Here is a 21,408-nt window from a genome sequence, read left to right as displayed (position 1 = left end):
GATTGTGCAATGACGCAACTACAGATTACCGCATTCGGTGACCCCTCGGTACTCAAGCTCAACCCTTCCCTCGATAAGGTGCCAGCCGATGGCGAAGTGCGGGTGCGCATCTGCTTTGCGGGGGTGAACCCCATTGATGCCAAAACCCGCGCTGGTCTTGGCTGGGCGGCGGCCCAGAACAAGGACAAGCTGCCCTGGACACCGGGTTATGACATCTCCGGCGTGGTAGAGAAGGTGGGCCTCGGCGTGACCTCACTGGTCGAGGGGGATCTGGTGTGCGGCATGGTCGGTTTTCCCCTTACCGCCGGTGGCTACGGGGAGTCTGTGGTGGCAAGCGAGAGCGAGCTGGTCAAGCTCGACGGGGTGAGCCTTCAGCAGGGGGCGGCGCTGCCGCTGGCCGGTCTTACCGCCTGGCAGGGGCTGCTTGAGCACGGCGGCCTCCAGAGCGGTCAGCGGGTATTGATCCTCGCCGGTGCCGGTGGTGTTGGCCATCTGGCGGTGCAGTTTGCCAGCGCCTATGGCGCCGAGGTGGTGGCTACCGCCAGCCCCGACAACCATGGCTTCCTGCATGCTCTGGGGGCGCGCTGGATGGTGGATTACCACGATGCGAACTGGCCCGCACGGGTGGTGGCAGAGGCCGGTCAGGTCGATCTGGTGCTGGATCTGGTAGGCGGCGAGAGCGGCAAGGCGGCGCTGGCCTGTGTCAAACCGGGTGGTCGCTTGGTGACTGTGCCCACCATTACCGCCCAGTTGATCAAGGATGCTGGAGCTGCGGCGGGTATCGAGGTGGTCGGCATGCTGGTTCACCCCGACCAGAAGCAGCTGGGGCAGATGTTGATGCTGCTGCGTCAGGGGGAGGTGAAGGTTACCCTCGCCGGTGAATTCCCCCTGGCCGAGGGGGCGCTGGCTCATCAGGCCATCGAAGGGGGCCATGTGCGCGGCAAGCTGCTGCTGCGGATGCCTGCGGCCGACGGCTATCCCGGATGAGCGAGATGATGGAGATGGGGCTGGGGTGGCTCTTTTTAAGCGCCTTTACCTCCGCCACCCTGCTGCCCGGCAGCTCCGAAGTGCTGCTGGGGGCCATGGCGGCCAAGGGGGAGTGGAGCATGGCGAGCCTGCTGCTGTGGGCGACGCTGGGCAATACCCTCGGCTCCATGACCACCTGGTGGCTCGGCTGGCTCGCCACCTTCAAGAAAAAACCGGAAGATTTTCAAGGCTGTGGGGAACAAAAAGCCTTAGGCTGGCTCAAACAACATGGTCACTGGTGTCTGCTGCTTGCCTGGACGCCGGTGGTCGGTGATGGTCTCTGTCTGTTGGCCGGTTGGCTGCGCCTCTCCTTCTGGCGCTCTCTCATTCTGATCGGGCTCGGCAAATTGTTCCGTTATGCCCTGGTTTTTCTGCTGGCCAGTCATATTTTCTAGCCTGTTTTTGTCACTCACGAGGTTACCGTGAACAAAGTCATACCTTTAACGATTCTGCTGGGCTTCACCCTGCCGGTGCTGGCGGCACCGACCCTGATTGCCGAACAGGGCAAGGAGGAGGGCAAGCTCGCCATCCCCTACCAGATGTACAAGCTGGACAACGGCCTGACCGTGATCCTGGCCCCCGATCGCTCCGATCCGCTGGTGCACCTCGATGTGACCTATCACGTCGGCTCATCCCGCGAGACGGTCGGCAAGTCCGGTTTCGCCCACTTCTTCGAGCACATGATGTTCCAGGGCTCGAAACACGTCGGTGATCAGGAGCATATGCGGATCATCAACGAGGCCGGTGGCGACATGAACGGCACCACCAACAAGGATCGCACCAACTACTACGAGACAGTGCCGGCCAACCAGCTGGAAAAAGTGCTCTGGCTGGAGGCGGATCGGATGGGCTTCCTGCTCGATGCGGTGAGCCAGAAGAAGTTCGAGATCCAGCGCGCCACCGTCAAGAACGAGCGGGCCCAGCGGGTCGATAACCAGCCGTACGGGCTGGTGAGCGAGAAGGTGGGGGAGGCGCTCTATCCGCGTACTCACCCCTACTCCTGGCAGCCTATCGGTTACGTGGAAGATCTCGACCGGGTCGATGTGAACGACCTCAAGCAGTTCTTCCTGCGCTGGTATGGCCCCAACAATGCCACCCTGACTCTGGGCGGCGACTTTGACAGCAAGCAGGCCCTCGCGTGGATCGAGAAGTACTTTGGCTCCATACCGCGCGGCCCGGACGTGGCCGAGCCGACGCCAAAGCCGGTGACCCTGCCCGAGACCCGCTACGTGACGCTGCAGGACAAGGTGCACCTGCCGCTGCTCTATATCAGCTATCCCACCGTCTCCCTTGGTGACCCGCAGGAGCCGGCACTCGACATGTTTGCCGACGTGCTGGGAGGTTCCGCCAGCTCCATGCTCTACCAGTCGCTGGTTAAAACCGGCAAGGCGATCGATGTGGGGGCGTCCCACTACTGCGAAGAGCTGGCCTGTACCCTGACCGTCTACGCCTATCCCAATCCGTCGGTGGATGGCAGCCTCAAGACCCTCAAGGGGGAGGTGGACAAGGTGATCGGCGAGTTCGCCCAGCGCGGCCTCAAGCCGGAAGATCTGGAGAAGGCGATCGCCAAGTACCGCGCCTCAGCCATCTGGGGTCTGGATAGCGTCTCCGGCAAGGTGAGCCAGCTCGCCATGGGGCAGGTGTTTGCCCAGGATCCCAACTATGTGTTCAAGACGCTGGATGCCATCGGCAAGGTGACACCGGAGCAGGTGAAGGCCGCCTACGACAAGTTCATCGCGGGCAAGCCTGCGGTGGTGCTGAGCGTGGTGCCCAAGGGCAAGACCGAGTGGCAGGTTGCCACCCCGAACTTTACCCCTGCCAAGCGCGAGCTGCCGGATTACAGCAAGCATGACGAGGCGCTGGCCGAACGACCGGTAAAAGACAATTTCGATCGCAGCGTGCAGCCCAAGGCGGGCGAGGCGGTGAGCGTCAAGGTGCCCGCCATCTGGCACGGCAAGCTCGACAAGAACATCGAGATCATCGGCACCAAGAGTGACGAGATCCCGGCCGTCTCCATTATGATCGCCCTGCCAGGCGGCATTCGTGCCGAAGATAAGGGGCAGCTTGGACTGGCCAATCTGACCGCCGCCATGATGGGGCAGGGCACGGTGCGCCTGACCGAGGCTCAGCTGAGCGATGAGCTGCAAAAGCTGGGCTCAAGCATCGATGTCTCCAGCGCCCAGTACAACAACCTCATCACCGTCAGCTCGCTGGCGGACAAGCTGCCCCAGACCCTGGCGCTGGTGCGCGAGGTGCTGGAGCGCCCGGGCATGCGGGAGGCGGACTTCGAACGGGTCAAGGCGCAGCTGCTGCAAGGGATGCAACAGGCCCAGCAGCAGCCCGAGTGGCTGGCCGGGCAGGCGTTCCGCGAGCTGGTCTACGGCAAGCAGAACCGCCTCGGTCAACCTACCGACGGAGTACCTGCCGATGTGGCCAAGCTGACCCTGGCGGACGTGAAGCACTTCTATCAGGCCTACTACAACCCCACCAACGCCAAAGTGGTGGTGGTCGGTGATGTGGATCAGAAGCAGATCGAGGAGCAACTTGGCTTCCTGACCGAGTGGAAGGGGGCCACGCCGACCCTGGGGGATCTCAAGCTCAATGGTGAGCAGGCCAAGCCGGGCATCTATCTGGTCGACAAACCGGGGGCGCCCCAGTCGGTGATCCGCATCGGTCGTCGCGCCATGCCGTTCGATACCACGGGGGATTACTTCACCGCCGGGCTGATGAACTTCAATCTGGGTGGCAACTTCAACAGCCGCATCAACCTCAACCTGCGGGAAGACAAGGGTTACACCTACGGCGCCAGCTCGGGTTTCTCCGCCAACCGCGAGGTGGGCACCTTCGCCACCGGCGCCAATGTGCGGGCCGATGCAACCGTCGATGCCATCCGCCAGTTCCTCAAGGAGATGGACAACTACCGCAAGAGCGGCCCGACCCCGGTGGAGCTGGCCTATATGCGCAGCGCTGTCTCCCAGCAGGATGCCCTCTCTTACGAGACCTTGGGCCAGAAGGCGGGCTTCCTGCTGCAGATGGTGATGTATGACCTGAAACCGGACTATGTGCAGGCCCAGAACAACCTGATCAAAACGGTGTCGCCCGAGGCGCTGAAGGCCAGTGCCGCCCGTTGGCTCAATCCGGCCGACATGGTGATCGTGGTGGTGGGAGACAAGCAAAAGCTTGAAAAACCCCTGAAGGAGCTTCATCTTCCCATCTATCCGCTGCAGTTGCCGTAACTGACGCTTTATAAAAATCAAGAGCCGCCCCGGATGGGGCGGCCTCACATGAGCCGTGAATATGACTACAACAAGCTTGTCGCTCACCGAGTTGCTGAATGCGTTGGGATCACCGGAGCGCCTCACCGCGCTCAAGGGGATCCGGCGCGGGATCGAACGTGAATGCCTGCGCATCACGCCGGATGGCCGACTCGCCCAGAGTGACCATCCCCGGGCGCTGGGATCGGCCCTGACCCATCCCAATATCACCACCGACTACTCGGAGAGCCTGCTGGAGTTCATCACCCCGGCCACCGACTCCATCGACAGCCTGATGGAGCAGCTCGGCGACATCCATCACCATGTGATTCAGCATCTGGGTGACGAGCGGATTTGGCCGCTCTCCATGCCCTGCTTCGTCGGCGGGGAAGAGAGCATCCGGCTGGCCCAGTACGGCAGCTCCAACATCGGCAAAATGAAGACTCTCTACCGTCAGGGCTTGAAGAACCGCTACGGCAGCCTGATGCAGGTGATCGCCGGGGTGCACTTCAACTTCTCCATGCCAGACAGCTTCTGGAGCGAGTGGCAGGATCTGGTGTGCGAAGGATGCTGCAGCCAGCGCTTTATCTCCGACAAGTACATGGGGCTTATTCGCAACGTCTACCGCTTCGGCTGGCTGGTACCCTATCTGTTTGGTGCCTCTCCGGCCATCTGCGAATCCTTCCTCAAAGGGCGCAAGAGCAACCTGCCGTTCGAGAAGACCGGCAAGGGCACCCTCTATCTGCCTTACGCCACCGCGCTGCGTCTCTCCGATCTGGGCTATACCAACAGCGCCCAGGCTGGGCTCAAGATCAGTCACGACAATCTGCCGGCCTATGTCAGCAGCCTGCGCCGCGCCATCAACACCCACAATCCTGACTTTGCCAAGATCGGGGTCAAGGTGGATGGGGAGTATCGTCAGCTCAATGACAACGTGTTGCAGCTGGAGAATGAGCTCTACGCCCCAATCCGCCCCAAGCGTACCCCGCGCAGCGGCGAGAAGCCCTCGGATGCGCTGGATCAGCGCGGCATCGAATACATCGAGCTGCGCACCGTGGACGTCAACCCCTTCACCCCGCTCGGCATCGATGCAGATCAGATCCGCTTCTTCGATCTGTTCCTGGTCTGGTGCCTGCTGCGTCCCTCTCCGGTGCTGAGTGACGAAGAGATTGCCCGCAACCGCCGCAACCAGAACAAGGTGGTGCTGGAAGGACGTCGTCCCGGCCTGACGCTGGAAGATGAGCAGGGCAATGCCATTGGCCTCCAAGAGTACGGCCTCAAACTGTTTGATGAGCTGGCTCAGGTGGCCGATCTGCTGGATCGCTGTTGCGGCCGCAACCGCTATCGCGAGACGCTGGCGATGCACCGCGAGAAGCTGCTCAACCCCGAGCTCACCTATTCCGCCCGCATGCTCAAGGAGCTGCTGGAGAGCGGCAAGGACAACGGCTGCTATGGCGACAAGCTGGCGACCCGCTATCGGGAGGAGCTGCTGGCAGGGGAGCTGCAGTACTGGGATGAGGCCTACTTTGCCGGTGAGGCGAAGGATTCGCTGGCCAAGCAGCGTGAACGCGAGCGCAGCGATAGCCTCTCGTTCGATGACTTCCTGGCCGACTACTTCGGTACCAGTACCACTACGGCCTGAAGGCGGGTTCGTACCAACCAAAGTGCCAACAAAAAGCCGCTCGAGTGAGCGGCTTTTTTATTTCTCTGAACCTGAGCGATATCAGACGTGGTTATACATGGCCTCGATTTCGCTCTGGTACTTGGCTTCGATGATCTTGCGGCGCAGCTTCATGGTGGGGGTCAGCTCACCCAGCTCCATGGAGAAGGCGCTCGGCAGCAGGGTGAACTTCTTCACCTGCTCGAACTTGGCCAGCTCTTTTTGCAAGTCGGCGATGCGGGCCTCGAAGAACTCCATTACCCGGGAGTGGCGCAGCAGCTCGGTCTTGCACTGGTACTGCAGGTTGATGGAGCGGGCGTACTCCTCCAGCGACTCGAAGCAGGGGACGATCAGCGCCGAGACGAAGTGGCGAGCATCGGCGACGATGGCGATCTGCTCGATAAAGCGATCCTTGCCGATGGTTCCTTCCACCAGTTGCGGAGCCACGTACTTGCCGTTGGAGGTCTTCATCAGCTCCTTGAGACGCTCGGTGAAGTAGATATTGCCCTGGCTGTCGAGCTCACCGGCATCGCCGGTACGCAGGAAGCCATCCTCGGTCATCACTTCTGCGGTGGCGTCCGGCTTGTTGTAGTAGCCGCGCATCACGGTCGGGGAGCGCACCAGCAGTTCGTTGTTCTCACCCAGCTTCACCTCGATGCCGTTCAGTGCCGTGCCAATGGAGCCGAGCTTGAACTGGCTGTCTTCGTAGCAGCAGACGGTGGCGGTGGTCTCGGTCATGCCGTAGCCGTACTTGAGATTGAGCCCCATCGCCTGGAAGAAGAGGTTCACATCGTCGGCAAGACGGGCGCCCGCCACCGGCAGAAAGCGGGTGCGGCCGCCGAAGCGGGCGCGCAGCTTGCGAAACACCAGTCGCTCAGCGAGCCAGAGCTGGCCGTAGAGCAGGGGGGAGGCGGACTTGCCCGCCTGACGGGTGGCAACCATCTGCTTGCCGACCTTGGTCGCCCAGCCAAACAGGGCGCGGCGCAGAGCCGGAGCCTGAGCGACTTTGGCCTGGATCATGGCGTAGGCCTTCTCGTAGAGGCGCGGCACGGCACACATCACGGTCGGCTGCACCTCGCCAATCACATCCATCACCTTCTGCGGATCGCGGATATAGACGTTCTCGGCGCCGCAATAGAGCACGTAGTAGCTCCATGCCCGCTCGAACACGTGGCTGAGCGGCAGCATGCAGAGCGACACATCCTGCTCGTTCAGATCGAGGCGGCTGTTGTGCATCTCGAAACAGGCGGCGATGTTGCTGAAGTCGAGCATCACTCCCTTGGGCTCGCCTGTGGTGCCGGAGGTGTAGATCAGGGTCAGCAGATCATCCATCCGGTACTGGGTTTCCCGTACTCGCAGCTCCTGCTCGCTGGGCTGATGGTTGCCGGAGACCAGAAATGTCTGGAAGTGGCTCGCCTGCGCGCAGCCGCGCAGGTTGACGTTGCCGTCGAGGGCGATGAGCTGGCGGATCTCGCCGCTTTCAATCAGTTGCAGCGCCTGATCGAACTGGGGTTGTTCGCCAACGAACAGCACCTTGATGCCGGCATCTTTGACGATGTAGCGCAGCTGATCGAGCGTGCTGGTGGGGTAGATAGGGACGCTGACACCGCGGGCGGCAAGGATGCCGAGATCGGCCTGGGTCCACTCCGGCATGTTGCGGGCATAGATGCCGACCATTTCGGTTGGCTGGTGGCCGGCCCGGATCAGCGCCTGTGCGCAGTAGTCCATGGCCTGGCCCAGAGTACGCCAGCCGATGGCGCGCCACTGGCCATCTTGCTGAACCCGCAGGGCAGCCTTGTTGCCAAGCTGGGCAATACGTTCACGCATCAGTCGAACCAGATGAAGCTTCGGCATCAGTTAAACATCCTTTAATTACAGTTGTACGCCCGCGAGGGCACTAAAAATCGGGCTAGAGTTTAAACTCCAACATTACGGCTTACAAGTGTTCGCTGTTTGTCTTGGATCACAAAGAGCGCAAATAGCTCTCCCTTTGCGCAGACTGGCCGATACTGCTAGGAGGCAGAGAGAGGGTTAACGATATGAATCTGTGGGTGAAAGGGGCGTTGGCCGCGGTCGGGCTGATGGTGGTGGGGGGAGCTGCGTTTTGGTTCTTTGCCGGAACGTCATCACAGGGGCCCGCCAATCCCTGGTATCAGGGGGCCGAGGGGTATCAGCAAGCGCAGCAACAGGCGCTGGCGTTGGGCTATCCGCTGCTCTATGTGCTGGAGACCCCCAAGTGCCGCCGCTGCGGCGATCTGGAGAAGAAATTCTGGCAGAGCAAGGAGATGGCTGGTCCGCTTGCCCGGCTGGTGAAGGTGCGGCTCAACCCGGGCAAGGGGGATGGCAGCGAGCAGATCCTGCGCCGCTTTCCCAAAGTCGCCACACCGCCCGGCATCTATATCCAGCAGCCGGGCCAACCCCTCAGACCCATCAAGATAGTGGTGGATATCGACCAGATCTGGATGCCGGGAAAAACCTGGCAGCGGGGCTTCTATATGCCGCTCTCCGGGGCCGGATTCGAGGCGGTGGTGCATACCACCCTGGCCTTGCAGGATCCCGCACTGGACAATGCCCCCCTCGATTGAGGGGGGACAAAAGGCTTGGGCGCGACGAACAGGCTGGATCAGCCGAAATCGAATAGTCGCGACATCAGCACCGCATCTTCCCTGTCGTTGCCGGTGCCGTAGTAGTCGGCGCGGCGGCAATATTCGGCAAAACCGGTACTCTCGTAGAGGTTGATGGCGGTCTGGTTACCGGCCCGCACCTCGAGAAACCAGGCCTCTGCCCCGGCTTGCTTGCTGCGCGCCAGATAGGCCTGCAACAGCACCCGTCCCAACCCCTTGCCCTGAAACGCCGGATGCACGCAGATGTTCATCAGCGAGCTGTCACCGGCCACCAGATCCGAGATATAGAAGCCCGCCGGGGAACCATCGACCAGCATCAAACCGTTGAGATAGCGAGGACCGAAGCAGGAGAGCAGGTTGGCCTCACTCCACGGCTCCTTGTGAGCAGCTTGCTCGATGGGGTAGACAAGGTCGAAATCGCTCTCGAGCAGGGGACGAAACTCAGGCATGGGGGCTCCGGATGGCAAGATGTTGGGCACTGGGGTTGGCAGAGGCGGCATTTGTAAAATCAGGTAAAAAGAGCAGCATCACAGTGGGTCTTGGCGGCATGATGCAGGATCACGCCGCGTTGGCCGCAAGGTGTTGGCGCAGCTGTTGCCACAGGGCGCGCTTTTGCGCGGCGCTGGGGTTTAGCGGGCAGATCAGCGCATTTGGCCGCGCGGGGTTGGCCTCCGTCAGCCAGAGCAGAGGGGAGGCGCCCGCCGTTTGCAGATCGGCAGGCGGCAGCTCGCTGAGCAGTGAGACCTCGTCGGGGGTCATGCCGAGCAACTGGCAGATATCCGCCAGCAGCGTGGTGGCAGGCAGCTGAGGCGCCAGCAGCCAGAGTTTGCCGCTGGGCAGCGGAGCGCGGGTGGCCGGTGCCGTCTGGCCCGGCTGTGTGGCGTTTTGCTCAAGCTCGGGAGCGGGTGCTGCGCCCAGCAATGCCGGACGACGCAGTTGCCAGCTTTGAATGCCCATGCGGGCCAACATGCTCTGACGAACGGGATCTTGCATTTAAGGCGACTCACTCTTGATCTGCATTGGGGAAAATTGTGTTGCGCAGGGTACACTCGAACCGCTTTTGCTGCACCCTTTGCAACGCATCATCTGGCGCATGCGGGCATGGTGCTCATCACGACACTGGCTATGCATGGGCGCAGCACGCTGCCGATACGGTATCGCACTGCCCTTGCGTTTTTTCCTGCCAGAGGCGGGTATTGTGCGGCAAGAGATACCAGAATAAACATCATAACAAGACAAAACCCAAGGTCGAGCAAATGGATATCGCGCCTTGGGGCTAACATCATCCCAGCTTCGGAACACTCTCTATGTCGTCTTTAGCTCAAGCCCAGAATCCTGCGCGTCTTATTCCCATCCAGGAGCGATTGCCTCGGCTGCTGGCCGCCCTCGGTGAGGGACTCTACGAACGGCAGGATGCCCTGCGCCTCGGTCTACTGGCGGCCCTCAGTGGCGAGAGTGTCTTCTTGCTGGGGCCACCCGGTATTGCCAAGAGCCTGATTGCCCGCCGCCTCAAGCTGGCCTTTCACGACGCCCGCCACTTTGAATACCTGATGACCCGTTTCAGTACGCCGGAGGAGGTGTTCGGCCCCCTCTCCATTCAGGCGCTGAAAGAGGATGGCAAATACCTGCGCCTCACCACAGGCTATCTGCCGGAGGCTGAGGTGGTGTTTCTCGACGAGATCTGGAAGGCGGGCCCTGCCATCCTCAACACCCTGCTCACCGCCATCAACGAGCGGCAGTTTCGCAACGGTGACAGCCAGCACCCTATCCCGATGCGATTGCTGGTGACCGCCTCCAACGAGCTGCCGGCACCGGACAGCGGGCTGGAAGCGCTCTACGACCGGATGCTGGTGCGGATCTGGATGGACCGGGTGCAGGAGAAAGCCAACTTTCAATCCATGCTGGCCAGCGATGGTCACGCCCACCAGAACTTGCCGGAATCCCTGCAGATCCGGGGGGATGAGTATGAGCAGTGGCAGAGCCAGATTGAGCAGGTGCGCCTGCCGGATGCCTGTTTCGAGCTCATCTATCAGCTGCGCCAGCAGCTCGACAGCCAGCTGGCCCATCGCTGTTATGTGTCGGATCGCCGCTGGAAGAAGGCAGTACGGCTTATCAAGGCGAGCGCCTTCTTCAATGGCCGCGATGAGGTCGCACCGGTAGATCTGCTGCTGTTCAAGGATTGTCTCTGGCATGACGAGGAGTCCCGCACCGCCCTGCTGGAGATGATGACCGAATTCTCCCGTCTCTACGGCTATCAGCAACTGGCGATGACCCGTCAGCTGCTGGCGTTGCGGGATCAGTTCAAACAGCTCAAACAGAGCGTGGCCCAGCGCCTTTGCACAAAGGCCCGGCAACGCAAGCAGTGGTTTGGTCGGCGGGCCCGTGGTATCGAGATCCCGCTTGCCAATGCCAGACCCTTTGGCAAGCAGGTGCATTTCCATCTGCTCACCCCGGCGCCGCTGGATGGCAGCGATCCCGAACGTCTTACCCGCACCCTGGTGTTCGATCGCACCCTGCTCTCCCATTGGCATCCGACCGGCGAGGCGCTGGTGGGTTATGAGTTCGGCAACCCGAAAGAGGGGCATTATGAGCTGGTGCTGGACGATGAGCTGCGGCTGCAGGTGCTCGATATCCAGCGCCAGCAGATCCCGTTGGTGCTGATGGAGCGCAACGCCATCCCCGAGGTGGTGCTGGCGCCCTGGTTGCAGTCGCTCGACGAGCAGCTGGTTCAGGTCGGCAAGGTGATGCAGATGCTCAAGCAGCAGCGCAGCCTGTTCGAGCGTCACCAGCAACACCTCTTTATCGACTCACGCTGGTTGCAGCAGGTGGAGGACAGCTTCTTCGTGCTGAACCGGGATCTCGAACTGCTGCGCAACGAGCTGACCCAGTGGCGCGAGCGGTTGCCAAGGCTGGACGAGTAAGGAGCGCTCATGCTTGAGATCGGCATGCTGGATCTGGGGCTCCTGATTGGCGAAGGGGAGCTTGCGGGGGAGGTGGCGCTCCTGCTGGCAGCCTCACCCAAGATTTCCGAATTTATCAAACGCTCCCCGCTACAGGGCAAGCTGCTGAAAAAGCGCCTGCAGAGCTGGGGCGAGCAGCTTGGCGAGGAGATCCGTCACAAGCCGGTGCCGGTGGCGCTGGAGCAGGAGTACCTGCTCTATCAGGCGCATCGGCAACTGCCGATGACCGAGCTGATTGGTCGCCTGCCCGGCTTGCTGGAGTCGCTGGAGCATTACAGCCCCTTCGCCGGTGAGGCCCGCTCCTTGGTGCGTCAGCTGACGGCCCACCCCACCGAGGGGCTGCGCCAGCTCTTTATCGACAAGTGGCGCGCCAGTCTGGTGGGAAGCCTGCTGCAACTGCAGCAGCAGATCGCCGAAGCGGAGCGGGAGAAGCAGCGTCAGGAGATTGAAGATCAGCTGCTGGCGAGCCGCACCCTGGCCGATGCCCTCGATCCCAACCAGATCTCCGCCGGTGGTTTGTGGGATCTGGCGCAGGGGCACTGGCACAAGCGCAGTCTGGTGCTGGTCAAGCAGTATGCCCGCATGTTGCAGCGCGAACCCTTGCTGGCGGAGATTGCCGGCCTGCTAGGTCGCAGCGAGCGGGAGCGGCGGGCGCAGGAGCAACCTGTGCCGCCGGTGCAGGTGCTGGAGCTGGAGCCCGCTCCCAGCGACGATGTGCCGGACGATCTGGTGGGCATCCATCAGGCGAGCGATCTGATGCGGCTGCTGCCAAGTGAAGCTGTGATGCTGGGACTGCCGGAGCTGGAGCTGGAGTTCTATCGCCGCTATCTGGAGCGGCGCCTGCTCAGCTATCAGTCACGTGGCACCTTGCCGCGCCAGCGCATCATGCTGCGCACCCCGGAGCAGGGTGGCCAGCAGTTGCAGCAGCGAGGCCCCTTTATCGTCTGCGTCGATACCTCCGGTTCCATGGGGGGCTATCCCGAGGAGTGTGCCAAGGCACTCTTTCTGGCGCTGCTCAAGGTGGCGATGGATGAGAAGCGCGGCTGCTACCTGATGCTCTTCTCCACCGAGGTGGCGACCCTCGAGATCACTGCAGATACCGGGCTGGACAAGGCGGAGCGCTTCCTCTCCATGAGTTTTCACGGCGGTACCGACCTGGTGCCCTGCCTGGAAAAAGCGCTGGCCAAGCTTGATGATCCCGCCTTTGCCAAGGCGGATGTGCTGGTCATCTCCGACTTTATCGCCCAGAGCCTGCCCCATCCCCTGCTCGATCAGATGAACCGCTATCGCCAGCGTCAGACCCGTTTTCACGCCGTCGCCATGTCCCGCCACGCCAAGCAGGCGCTGCTGCGGATTTTTGACAATAGCTGGCTACTCGATTGTGGCCTGCGCGGCCGACTGCTGCGGCGCTGGCAGCACCACTAGTGACCGGGAGGGGGCAACCCCTCTTGGGTTGTTATCCCGCCCCCTCTTTTTCGCTGTGCGTCCCCGCTTTTATTCCAACGCGATGATATCGCAGTAAAATGTGACTAGCCTGCCATTCGGGCTCTCTGTCCGGGTGATAGCCTTTACAACCATTGTTACAGGGCAAAAGATGATGATTTTCCGGCATCGGCTTGCCCGATGATCTTTCCCATTGATCCGGAGTATGTATGAGCCGACTTGCCTTGCTGCTGTTGCTGGCGGTGTTCGGGCTGGCAGCCAAACCCTTGTCCCCCGAGCAGTTGGAAAATGAACTGGGAGGGATGGAGCGGGTCTATCAGCCGATCGAGTTGCTGCGGGAGCGCCTTGCCCGTTTGCAGCGGGACGGCAACGCCTATCCGCTGTCGCAGCAGATGCGGATCAGTCGTCTGGCTTGCTGGGCCCAATCGGCCGATGACATGCAGGAGTCCCGTACCGCCATCGCCAATGCGGAGCGGATGCTGGCCATTGCGCGCGAGCAGGGTGATGACGCCGCCGTGGCGGAGCTGACGATTTGCCGCGGCTGGTTCAATCAGTTGCTCGGCGAGGTAGCGAAGGCTCGTCACGATTACGATGAGGGGCTGCGGCTGGCAAGAGAGGCCGCCTTGCCAAAGCTGGAGGCGCTGGCGCTGGCCCGCCGGGGGGCCATGCTGTCGTTTCAGGGGGTCTCAGGCCAGGGGCTGATGGATCTCACCAAGGCGCACAATATCTATGAGCAGTTGGGGTTGCCCACCTGGTATCACCAGGCGCAGCTCGAGATTGCAGCGACATTTCGTCGTATGGGCCTCTATGCCGAAGCGCTCGCCACCCTCAACCGGTTGAGCGAGCACTTTGCCAGGAGCCACGATGGATTTGGCTCGGCAAGGCTCAGTGATCAACTGGCGATGGTCTATCTGCAGACCGGGCGTTATCAGGATGCGCTGGGCGAGCTTGAACGCAGTGCGGCCTTTTATAATCAGCCTCAATATCTGATTGAGCATGCCGAACGCATGGTGATGCAGGCCGAGGCTCTGCTCGGTCTGGATCGCCCCGCTGATGCGGGACGCTTGTTGGCACAAGCGGCGGAGGTGCTCTCTCCCGACGTTGACCCCATCCTCCATGCGCATCTCGAGCTGGTGCGGGCGAGGTTGAGAGTCGAAGAGCAGAAACCGGCGCCAGCCTTGCGTGCGCTTGAGAAGATTGAGCCGATTTTGAAGGAGGAAGGGCACGTGCGCTTTTTGCTCGAGCTCTACTGGGTACGCAGTCGGGCGCTCGAGTTGCAAGGCGATTATCCGGCGGCACTGGCCGCATTGCGGGAGCATCTGGTGCAGGAGCAGCGGCTCGATCAGCTGTTACGGGAACAGAGCACGGCCTGGGTTCGCGGCGAGTTCGAGCTGGCCCGTCAGGAGGGGGAGAACGAGCGACTGCGAGTCGAGCAGCAGTTGCAGCAGCAGGAGCTGGAGCAGGTCAAGGAGCGTCGTTTCTGGCTGCTGGTGGTGATGGTGCTTTGCGGGGTACTGGCGCTGCTGACGATGGGGTGGCTGCTTGATCGCAACCGTCGGATGCGTCGTCTGGCCTTTACCGATGAGCTGACCGGCATCAACAACCGCCGTCGGGTGCTGCGGCAGGGCAGCGATATGTTGGCGCAGGCTCGCAGGCAGGGCTCGCCATTTTGTCTGCTGGTGTTCGATATCGATCACTTCAAGCGGATCAACGATACCCTGGGCCATCACCAGGGAGACAGGGTGCTGCAATGGGTCTCTCGAGCGGCAGCTCGACAGCTGCGACACCAGGATCAGTTGGGGCGTACCGGCGGAGAGGAGTTCTTGATCCTGCTGCCGGATACCAGCTTTGAAGAGGCGTGCCGGGTGGCTGAGCGGATCCGTCACTCGGTCGCCAACCGGGCGCTGCCCGGCATGTCGTACCCGGTAACCATCAGTATCGGATGTGCCTCTCTGCGAGACGATGATCAGGATCTGGCGGCCCTGATCCAGCGTGCTGACAATGCGCTGTATCGTGCGAAAGAGGCGGGGCGCAACCGGGTGGAAACAGATGATTGACGGGCTGGGTATTGTCATTCACCAGGGTGTCATCGCTATTCGGGAGCACACTGATACGGCGATGGGACTCGTCCCCTGCGCTCGTTCTTGCCTGCGATGACAGATTGGCAAGCACGAGCGCAGAAGACCGTCAAAAGGGCGTTATGCCCAGGCGCTGCCGCCATTGAGGTGAAGCACCTCACCATTCATGTTGTTGTTGCTCATCAGGAACAGCGCGGCCTGCGCATAATCTTCTCCCTCTCCCAAGCGTTTCAACGGCAGGCTTTGCGCCACTGCGGCCACTTTTTGTGGGTCATTACCCAGTGCTTTAAGCAGCATGGGAGTGCGCATGGGGCCCGGGTTGATGACGTTGATCCGACGGGGGGTCAGCTCGGTAACCAGACTGTGAGCCAGCGTTTCAACCGCGCCAGCTGCAACGGCAGGGAGTGCCTTACCTAGTTGTGGGCGGCGCGTCACCATCCCGGACGTGAGTACGATGGAGCCGCGTTCTGACAGTTTGGGTGCTGCGGCGCGGATCGCATGAACACTTCCCCAGAAGCGGCTGTCCATGTTGATTTTCAAATCCTCGATGGCAGCGGTGAGAAAGCTGCCTGGTCGCATGACGGCGGCGGTGATGACGAGATGATCCAGCGAATCCAGCTGGTTGAAAAAGTGATTGACGGAGTCGACGTCGAGAATATCCAGTTGATGGCCACTGGCATTTGGGCCCAGTTCAGCCAGCGCAGTGGCAAGCTGCTCACGGTTGGAACCGCCGATAATGACCTTGGCGCCTTGCTCGATCGCTTGTTGGGCGGTGGCCAGGCCAAGACCCGAGGTACCACCGATAATGACGATCTGTTGATTGTGCAGGGTGGAATGTTTCATGTAATGACCTCTCCATTATGTAGATACGATTTACATATTTGTAGCTGGGTAGGGAAAGTCCAAGTATGAAAATTTATCAAGAGTGGTTGTTGCTGGCATGAGGAGGGGGCCAAGTCCACGTGGTCCGGATGCTGCCATCCGATTCGGAGTGTTTGATTTTCTGTTCAGTTGGAACCTGTGGAACGGCTGAGCGGCCAAATTATCCTCTCTTGTCAGGCTGGGTATTTTTCACTCGCGCGGGTATAATGTCGCGCAATTTTGCTTTGACTCAGGCGAGAAGACCCATGTAACGCAACCCTCCTCCCTCTCTCCACCAGGTTGGCAACACGCCAGCTGGCGTGGCTTTCGTTGCGTATACATGTGCCGTGAGCGGCATTCCGGATTTATTCCCACGGTGGCTGATGCCACCGCTCAATAGAAGAACGTTGAATTATGTCAGCTGAATTTCTGAGTGAAGTCTCCAAGAGACGCACTTTTGCGATCATTTCGCACCCGGATGCGGGTAAAACCACCATCACCGAGAAAGTCCTGCTGTTCGGACAGGCCATTCAGCGCGCCGGTACCGTCAAGGGCCGTGGCTCGGGCCAGCACGCCAAATCCGACTGGATGGAGATGGAAAAGCAGCGTGGTATCTCCATCACTACCTCGGTGATGCAGTTCCCCTATGCCGATTGTCTGGTCAACCTGCTCGACACCCCGGGTCACGAGGACTTCTCTGAAGATACCTACCGTACCCTGACCGCGGTCGACTGCTGCCTGATGGTCATCGATGCCGCCAAGGGTGTTGAAGACCGGACCCGCAAGCTGATGGAAGTCACCCGTCTGCGTGATACCCCCATCCTCACCTTTATGAACAAGCTGGACCGTGAAGTGCGCGATCCGATGGAAGTGATGGATGAGGTGGAGCGCGAGCTGAAGATCATGTGCGCCCCCATCACCTGGCCGATCGGCTGTGGCAAATCCTTCAAGGGGGTCTATCACCTCTACAAGGATGAGACCTATCTCTATCAGAGCGGTCAGGGCCACACCATCCAGGAGAAGCGGGTGGTCAAGGGGCTGAACAACCCGGATCTGGATGCCGCCGTCGGCGAAGATCTGGCCCGGCAACTGCGTGACGAGCTGGAGCTGGTGCAGGGCGCCTCCCCCGAGTTCGATCACGATGCCTTTATCGCTGGTGAGATGACCCCGGTCTTCTTCGGTACTGCACTGGGTAACTTCGGTGTTGACCACATGCTGGATGGCCTGACCGACTGGGCGCCGTCTCCCATGCCGCGCAAGGCCGAGAGCCGCGAAGTGGTGGCGACCGAGGAGAAGTTCTCCGGCTTCGTGTTCAAGATCCAGGCAAACATGGATCCGAAGCACCGCGACCGTATCGCTTTTATGCGTATCGTGTCAGGCACCTATTCCAAGGGCATGAAGATGCGCCACGTGCGTATCGGCAAGGATGTGAACATCTCCGACGCCGTGACCTTTATGGCCGGTGACCGTGAGCAGGCGGAAGACGCCTTCGCCGGTGACATCATCGGTCTGCACAACCACGGTACCATCCAGATCGGCGACACCTTCACCCAGGGTGAGGATCTCAAGTTCACCGGTATCCCGAACTTTGCACCGGAACTGTTCCGCCGCATCCGCCTGCGCGATCCGCTCAAGCAGAAGCAGCTGCTCAAGGGGCTGGTCCAGCTTTCCGAAGAGGGGGCGGTACAGGTGTTCCGTCCGCTGATCAGCAACGATCTCATCGTCGGTGCGGTCGGTGTGCTGCAGTTTGACGTGGTGGTTTCTCGTCTGAAGAGCGAGTACAACGTCGAGGCCATCTACGAGGCGGTCAACGTCTCCACCGCCCGCTGGGTGGAAGGGACCGACGTCAAGAAGTTCGAAGAGTTCAAGCGCAAGAACGAGGTCAACCTGGCCCTCGATGGCGGTGACAACCTCACCTATATCGCGCCGACCATGGTCAACCTGCGCCTGGCTCAGGAGCGCCACCCGGACGTGGAGTTCCGCCAGACTCGCGAGCACTGATAACGGTTTGTTTGCCTGTTGGCAGATAATCAAAGAGACCCCGCTTCGGCGGGGTCTCTTGTTTTGTGCCGTTTTGCCTGTTTAAGGAGGGATGCAGGGGGGAGTTGTTCAGCATATACCAGTCGCAAGCAGCCCTCACCCTAGCCCTCTCCCGGAGGGAGAGGGAACCATCAGAGGTCTGCCTGAAAGGTCGCGGAAGTGTTTTTGCTCCCTTCTCCCCTTGCGGGAGAAGGGTTGGGGATGAGGGGGCTACCCCAGTGTCAGCACCATGCAGATCTCGCAATCCCCGTGGCCGGTGCAGCCAAGGGGGCCGGGCAGGTGTTCAAAGCCCAGTGATTCGTACAGGCTGGTAGCCTCGCGCAGTACCTCTGTGGTCTCCAGATAGCAGCGGCGATAGCCCAAACCGCGAGCGGCATCCAGTGCCTGCAACACCAGCCGCTTGCCAAGGCCCAGTCCGCGCAGGGCGGGCATAAAGTACATCTTCTGCAGCTCGCAGACTCCCTCTTCTCCCGCCAATGGTGCGATACCACCACCGCCGAGGATGGAACCGTCCGGCCCTTCGATGACCCAGTAGCGACTCTTCTCCCCCTGATAGCTCTGGGAGAGGGTGTCGAGATTGGGATCCGAGACCCCATAGCCCTTGTCTGCGGTGAGGCCATATTCGGCTGATACGGCGCGGATCACCAAGGCGATCTGGGCATTGTCCGCCGCCGTGATGGGGCGGATCTGGTAACCCCGCTGGCGACGGGCGCGGGAGAGGGCGCTGCGATAGAGCCGCAGCCCTTGCCACAGCTGCTCCCGCTCGGGCAGGCTCAACTGCGCCAGCATCTCTTCCATCGCCCCGTCCATCTCCCGGTGCAACTCCAGCAGCATCCCCTGACCGTTGACGGTGAGGCGGGCCTCCTTGCTGCGCCCATCGGAGGGGTGCGGGTGCCAGCTGATGAGCTCCCGCTCGGCGAGGCGCGCCAGCGGACGGCTGGCGTTGGATTTGTCGATGTGCAGCTTTTCTGCCAGCTGCTGGTTGGTGGCCGGGGCGTTTTCCAGCTCGATCAGCAGGTGAGCCTCGATGGGGGTGAGGGCCAGATTGCCGCACTGCTGGGAGAGCATGCCGAGTTCGCGAACCAGATCGCGCGACAGGGCGCGCAGGGGACGGGGATCCATATCGTGGGTTCCTTTTTAGTTGTGCATGACAACTAAAATAGCGTAAAAGTTGTAATTCGCAACCTTTTGCTGTGATGACTTGCAGAATATGGGGTGAGCGGCAGCCCCGTTGGCGGGGCTGCCGTAGGCAGGGGGGGCTTCAGGCAGCGGCTCTGATGGCCAGCTCCGGGCGGCGGGAGAAGCAGCGGGCGAGCAGCAACATGGTGGCGACGCCTATGGTGCCCAGCACCAGCCAGGGGAGGGCCGGTTGCCCCTGTTGCAGCGAGAAGTCATAGAGGGAGCCACCGCCCACGTAGCCGGTCATGCCCCCCAGCGCCAGTCCGAGGCGGCTGAAGCCCATGTAGCTGCCGCGGGCTGTGGGGTTGGCCAGCCGGGTCATCAGGGTCTCCCGGGCCGGTTCGCAGATGATGATCCCCAGATAGAAGCAGGCCAGCAGTACGAAGATGCCGGAGAGGGTGCTGACGAAAGCGACCAGCCCGATCCCCACCGTCATCAGCAGGATACCTGCCATCAGTCGGCTCTCCAGCCGATAGCGCCGCTCGCTGAAACGGGCGATAGGGTAGAGCAGCGCCAGTGACAGCGCCGTTTCCAAGCTGTACATCCAGCCCACTGCAGTGGTTGTGCCGGAGAGCTGCTTGACCAGAATGGGGAAAATCAGCATCACCTGTACCCACAGCATGTAGTAGCCGCTTAAGATCAGCACCAGTCGGCAGAAGGCGCGATCCGCCAGCACCTGTCCCAACCCTTCCCGCATCGGAGTCGGTTTGACCGAGAGGCGGTAGGCGGGTAGCAGGGTCCAGTTGCAGAGCGCCGCCAGGGTGAAGAGTCCGGCGCCCAGCAGGCAGACATAGGTGAAGTCAAAGCGCAGCAGCCAGCTGCCTAGCAGGGCACCGGTGACGGCCCCTGCGCTCTCCAGCATCATCAGCAGGGAGATAAAGCGGCCCCGCTCATGGGGACGGGTAAATTTGATCACCAGTGCGGCCCGTGGCGGGTCGAACAGGCAACCGCCCAGACCCGAGAGGAAGCAGGAGAAGATCAGCATGGCGCCGCTGTCGGCCCAGGCCAGGGTGGCAAAGCCGACGGCGCGCAGCAACATGCCGGTGACGATGAGCGGGCGGGCGCCGAAGCGGTCGGCCAGCGAGCCGCCAAAGATCCCCAGCCCCTGCTGGGTCAGCTGGCGCAGGCCGAGGGCCAGTCCCACCAGACCGGCCGCCCAGCCGAGTTGATCGACGAAGCGCAGGCTGATCATCGGCATCACCACAAAGAAACCCAGGATCACCAGTGTGGTATCCAGCGCCAGAAACCAGCGCCCCCAAAACCTCGCCCTATCGACCATAACGCCCTCTCATTTACAGATACCTTCATTCTGGAGAGGGTTTAGATATAGTGGTAGACGACAACTACCTATATTTCATATCAGGATTATTTATGTCTATGGATCTGGACGATCTGCAACTGCTGCTGGATGTGGCCGAGCTGGGCAGCTTCAGTCAGGCGGCGGCCATTCGTGGCTGGTCACAGCCGCTGGTGAGCCAGCGGATTGCCCAGCTGGAGGAGAGCCTCGGGGCACCGCTGTTTCAGCGTCATCGGCGCGGGGTGACGCCGACCCGTGCCTGCGAGGAGTTTCTCCCTGCCGCCCGCTCGGCGCTGGCCACTCTGAGCGAAGGGCGGTTGGCACTGCAGGGGGCGCCTGCGCTGCCTTGTATCCGTCTCTCCAGCCTGCCATCCCTCACTTCGGTGGTGTTTGGCTCGTTATTGATGGAGCTGGTGGACGAGCCGTTCGAGATCCGCTGCACCACGGATCACTCCGGCGAGATCATGCAGTCGCTGCTGACCGGCGAGGCCGATATCGGCTTTGTGCTCAAGCGCCCGCCGGTTGCGGGCCTGCAGATGGAGCTGCTCTGCTGCTCCCCTATCATCGCTATCGCCTCGCCATTGCATCCGCTGGCCGGTTGTCACGGCCTCACCCTGGAGGATATTGCCGACCAGCGGCTGGCGCCTCAGGTATGGGGGCCGGGGTGTGACGTCTTTATCCAGCAGTTGCGGCGGCTGCGGCGGGCGGCCAGCCCCCTGCATGCGGTGCAGCCCGCCAGTGCGGCGCGGGATCTGGCGCTGGAACACGGGTTTATCACCCTGATGCCGGAGCTGGCCATCAAGCGGGATCTGGAGGTGGGGCGGTTGGTCAGGCTCGATGTGCGCAATCTGCCGCAGGAGCATTGGGATGTGATGATGGCGTGGCGCGGTGGCAAGCGGCCCAATCCGGCCCGGGAAACCGTGTTGGCCACCGCCCGCACGCTGGCGAAACGGTGGCGCAATGAGTAGCGCGATGCGGGACAAGGC

The 21,408-nt window shown here is 61.5% G+C and carries 16 protein-coding genes; 10 read left to right on the top strand and 6 right to left on the bottom strand.

Translation table 11 applies throughout. The features are described 5' to 3' along the window. Nucleotides 1-9 precede the first annotated feature (9 nt). The 4 genes from ACB040_RS13960 to gshA all read left to right on the top strand — a co-directional run bounded on the left by ACB040_RS13960 (nt 10) and on the right by gshA (nt 5,922). Nucleotides 10-987: an NADP-dependent oxidoreductase gene (locus ACB040_RS13960; protein WP_338773728.1), complete on the top strand. Its 978-nt coding sequence runs from the start codon at nt 10-12 to the stop codon at nt 985-987. Beyond that, nucleotides 984-1,421: a YqaA family protein gene (locus tag ACB040_RS13955; RefSeq protein ID WP_338773729.1), complete on the top strand. Its 438-nt coding sequence runs from the start codon at nt 984-986 to the stop codon at nt 1,419-1,421. Before ACB040_RS13960 ends, ACB040_RS13955 begins: the two co-directional genes overlap by 4 nt. A 27-nt stretch (nt 1,422-1,448) precedes the next feature. Beyond that, nucleotides 1,449-4,262 carry a pitrilysin family protein gene (locus ACB040_RS13950; RefSeq protein WP_338773730.1) on the top strand — a complete coding sequence of 938 codons (2,814 nt, stop codon included), beginning with the start codon at nt 1,449-1,451 and terminating at the stop codon, nt 4,260-4,262. A gap of 61 nt (nt 4,263-4,323) precedes the next feature. After that, on the top strand, nt 4,324-5,922 hold the full coding sequence (gshA, locus tag ACB040_RS13945) for a glutamate--cysteine ligase (protein ID WP_338773731.1): 1,599 nt from the start codon (nt 4,324-4,326) through the stop codon (nt 5,920-5,922). An 81-nt stretch (nt 5,923-6,003) separates the two neighbouring features. Here the strand turns inward: gshA and ACB040_RS13940 are convergent, their stop codons facing one another. Beyond that, nucleotides 6,004-7,794 carry a long-chain fatty acid--CoA ligase gene (locus tag ACB040_RS13940; protein ID WP_338773733.1) on the bottom strand — a complete coding sequence of 597 codons (1,791 nt, stop codon included), beginning with the start codon at nt 7,792-7,794 and terminating at the stop codon, nt 6,004-6,006. Nucleotides 7,795-8,021: 227 nt separating this feature from the next. Here ACB040_RS13940 and ACB040_RS13935 point away from each other — a divergent pair, with 227 nt between their 5' ends. Next, nucleotides 8,022-8,525, top strand: coding sequence for a hypothetical protein (locus tag ACB040_RS13935; protein ID WP_371155262.1), 504 nt, complete (start codon nt 8,022-8,024; stop codon nt 8,523-8,525). Between the two features lie 38 nt (nt 8,526-8,563). Here ACB040_RS13935 and rimI read toward each other — a convergent pair whose 3' ends face one another. Both rimI and ACB040_RS13925 read right to left on the bottom strand, forming a co-directional pair. Next, nucleotides 8,564-9,013, bottom strand: coding sequence for a ribosomal protein S18-alanine N-acetyltransferase (rimI, locus tag ACB040_RS13930; protein ID WP_100654545.1), 450 nt, complete (start codon nt 9,011-9,013; stop codon nt 8,564-8,566). Between the two features lie 109 nt (nt 9,014-9,122). Then, on the bottom strand, nt 9,123-9,557 hold the full coding sequence (locus ACB040_RS13925) for a DNA polymerase III subunit psi (protein WP_338773735.1): 435 nt from the start codon (nt 9,555-9,557) through the stop codon (nt 9,123-9,125). 314 nt (nt 9,558-9,871) lie between these two features. On the opposite strand from ACB040_RS13925, the gene ACB040_RS13920 reads away from it, so the two are divergent. The 3 genes from ACB040_RS13920 to ACB040_RS13910 all read left to right on the top strand — a co-directional run bounded on the left by ACB040_RS13920 (nt 9,872) and on the right by ACB040_RS13910 (nt 15,024). Next, nucleotides 9,872-11,485 carry an ATPase RavA domain-containing protein gene (locus ACB040_RS13920; RefSeq protein WP_206875217.1) on the top strand — a complete coding sequence of 538 codons (1,614 nt, stop codon included), beginning with the start codon at nt 9,872-9,874 and terminating at the stop codon, nt 11,483-11,485. Between the two features lie 9 nt (nt 11,486-11,494). Next, nucleotides 11,495-12,949 (top strand): ATPase RavA stimulator ViaA, encoded by a 1,455-nt coding sequence (viaA, locus tag ACB040_RS13915; RefSeq protein ID WP_338773737.1) that lies wholly within the window; start codon nt 11,495-11,497, stop codon nt 12,947-12,949. 227 nt (nt 12,950-13,176) lie between these two features. After that, nucleotides 13,177-15,024, top strand: coding sequence for a diguanylate cyclase (locus ACB040_RS13910; RefSeq protein ID WP_371155223.1), 1,848 nt, complete (start codon nt 13,177-13,179; stop codon nt 15,022-15,024). A 141-nt stretch (nt 15,025-15,165) separates the two neighbouring features. On the opposite strand, the gene ACB040_RS13905 is transcribed toward ACB040_RS13910, so the two are convergent. Further along, nucleotides 15,166-15,888, bottom strand: a complete 723-nt coding sequence (locus ACB040_RS13905; protein ID WP_335812338.1) for an SDR family oxidoreductase — start codon at nt 15,886-15,888, stop codon at nt 15,166-15,168. 432 nt (nt 15,889-16,320) lie between these two features. On the opposite strand from ACB040_RS13905, the gene prfC reads away from it, so the two are divergent. Beyond that, a complete protein-coding gene (prfC, locus tag ACB040_RS13900) occupies nt 16,321-17,907 on the top strand; it encodes a peptide chain release factor 3 (RefSeq protein ID WP_005349018.1) in 1,587 nt (528 codons plus the stop codon). A 249-nt stretch (nt 17,908-18,156) separates the two neighbouring features. Here prfC and ACB040_RS13895 read toward each other — a convergent pair whose 3' ends face one another. After that, nucleotides 18,157-19,068, bottom strand: coding sequence for a bifunctional helix-turn-helix transcriptional regulator/GNAT family N-acetyltransferase (locus tag ACB040_RS13895; RefSeq protein ID WP_005340520.1), 912 nt, complete (start codon nt 19,066-19,068; stop codon nt 18,157-18,159). Between the two features lie 139 nt (nt 19,069-19,207). Continuing rightward, nucleotides 19,208-20,404: a multidrug efflux MFS transporter MdtH gene (mdtH, locus tag ACB040_RS13890; RefSeq protein WP_005340523.1), complete on the bottom strand. Its 1,197-nt coding sequence runs from the start codon at nt 20,402-20,404 to the stop codon at nt 19,208-19,210. 92 nt (nt 20,405-20,496) lie between these two features. On the opposite strand from mdtH, the gene ACB040_RS13885 reads away from it, so the two are divergent. Next, nucleotides 20,497-21,390: a LysR family transcriptional regulator gene (locus ACB040_RS13885; RefSeq protein WP_005340524.1), complete on the top strand. Its 894-nt coding sequence runs from the start codon at nt 20,497-20,499 to the stop codon at nt 21,388-21,390. The last annotated feature ends 18 nt before the right edge of the window (nt 21,391-21,408 follow it).

The organism is Aeromonas sp. S11(2024) (assembly GCF_041402345.1).
Taxonomy (GTDB): Bacteria; Pseudomonadota; Gammaproteobacteria; order Enterobacterales; family Aeromonadaceae; genus Aeromonas; species Aeromonas veronii.
The sequence above is the reverse complement of the archived record's forward strand: the minus strand, read 5'-3'. Positions and strand labels throughout refer to the sequence as shown.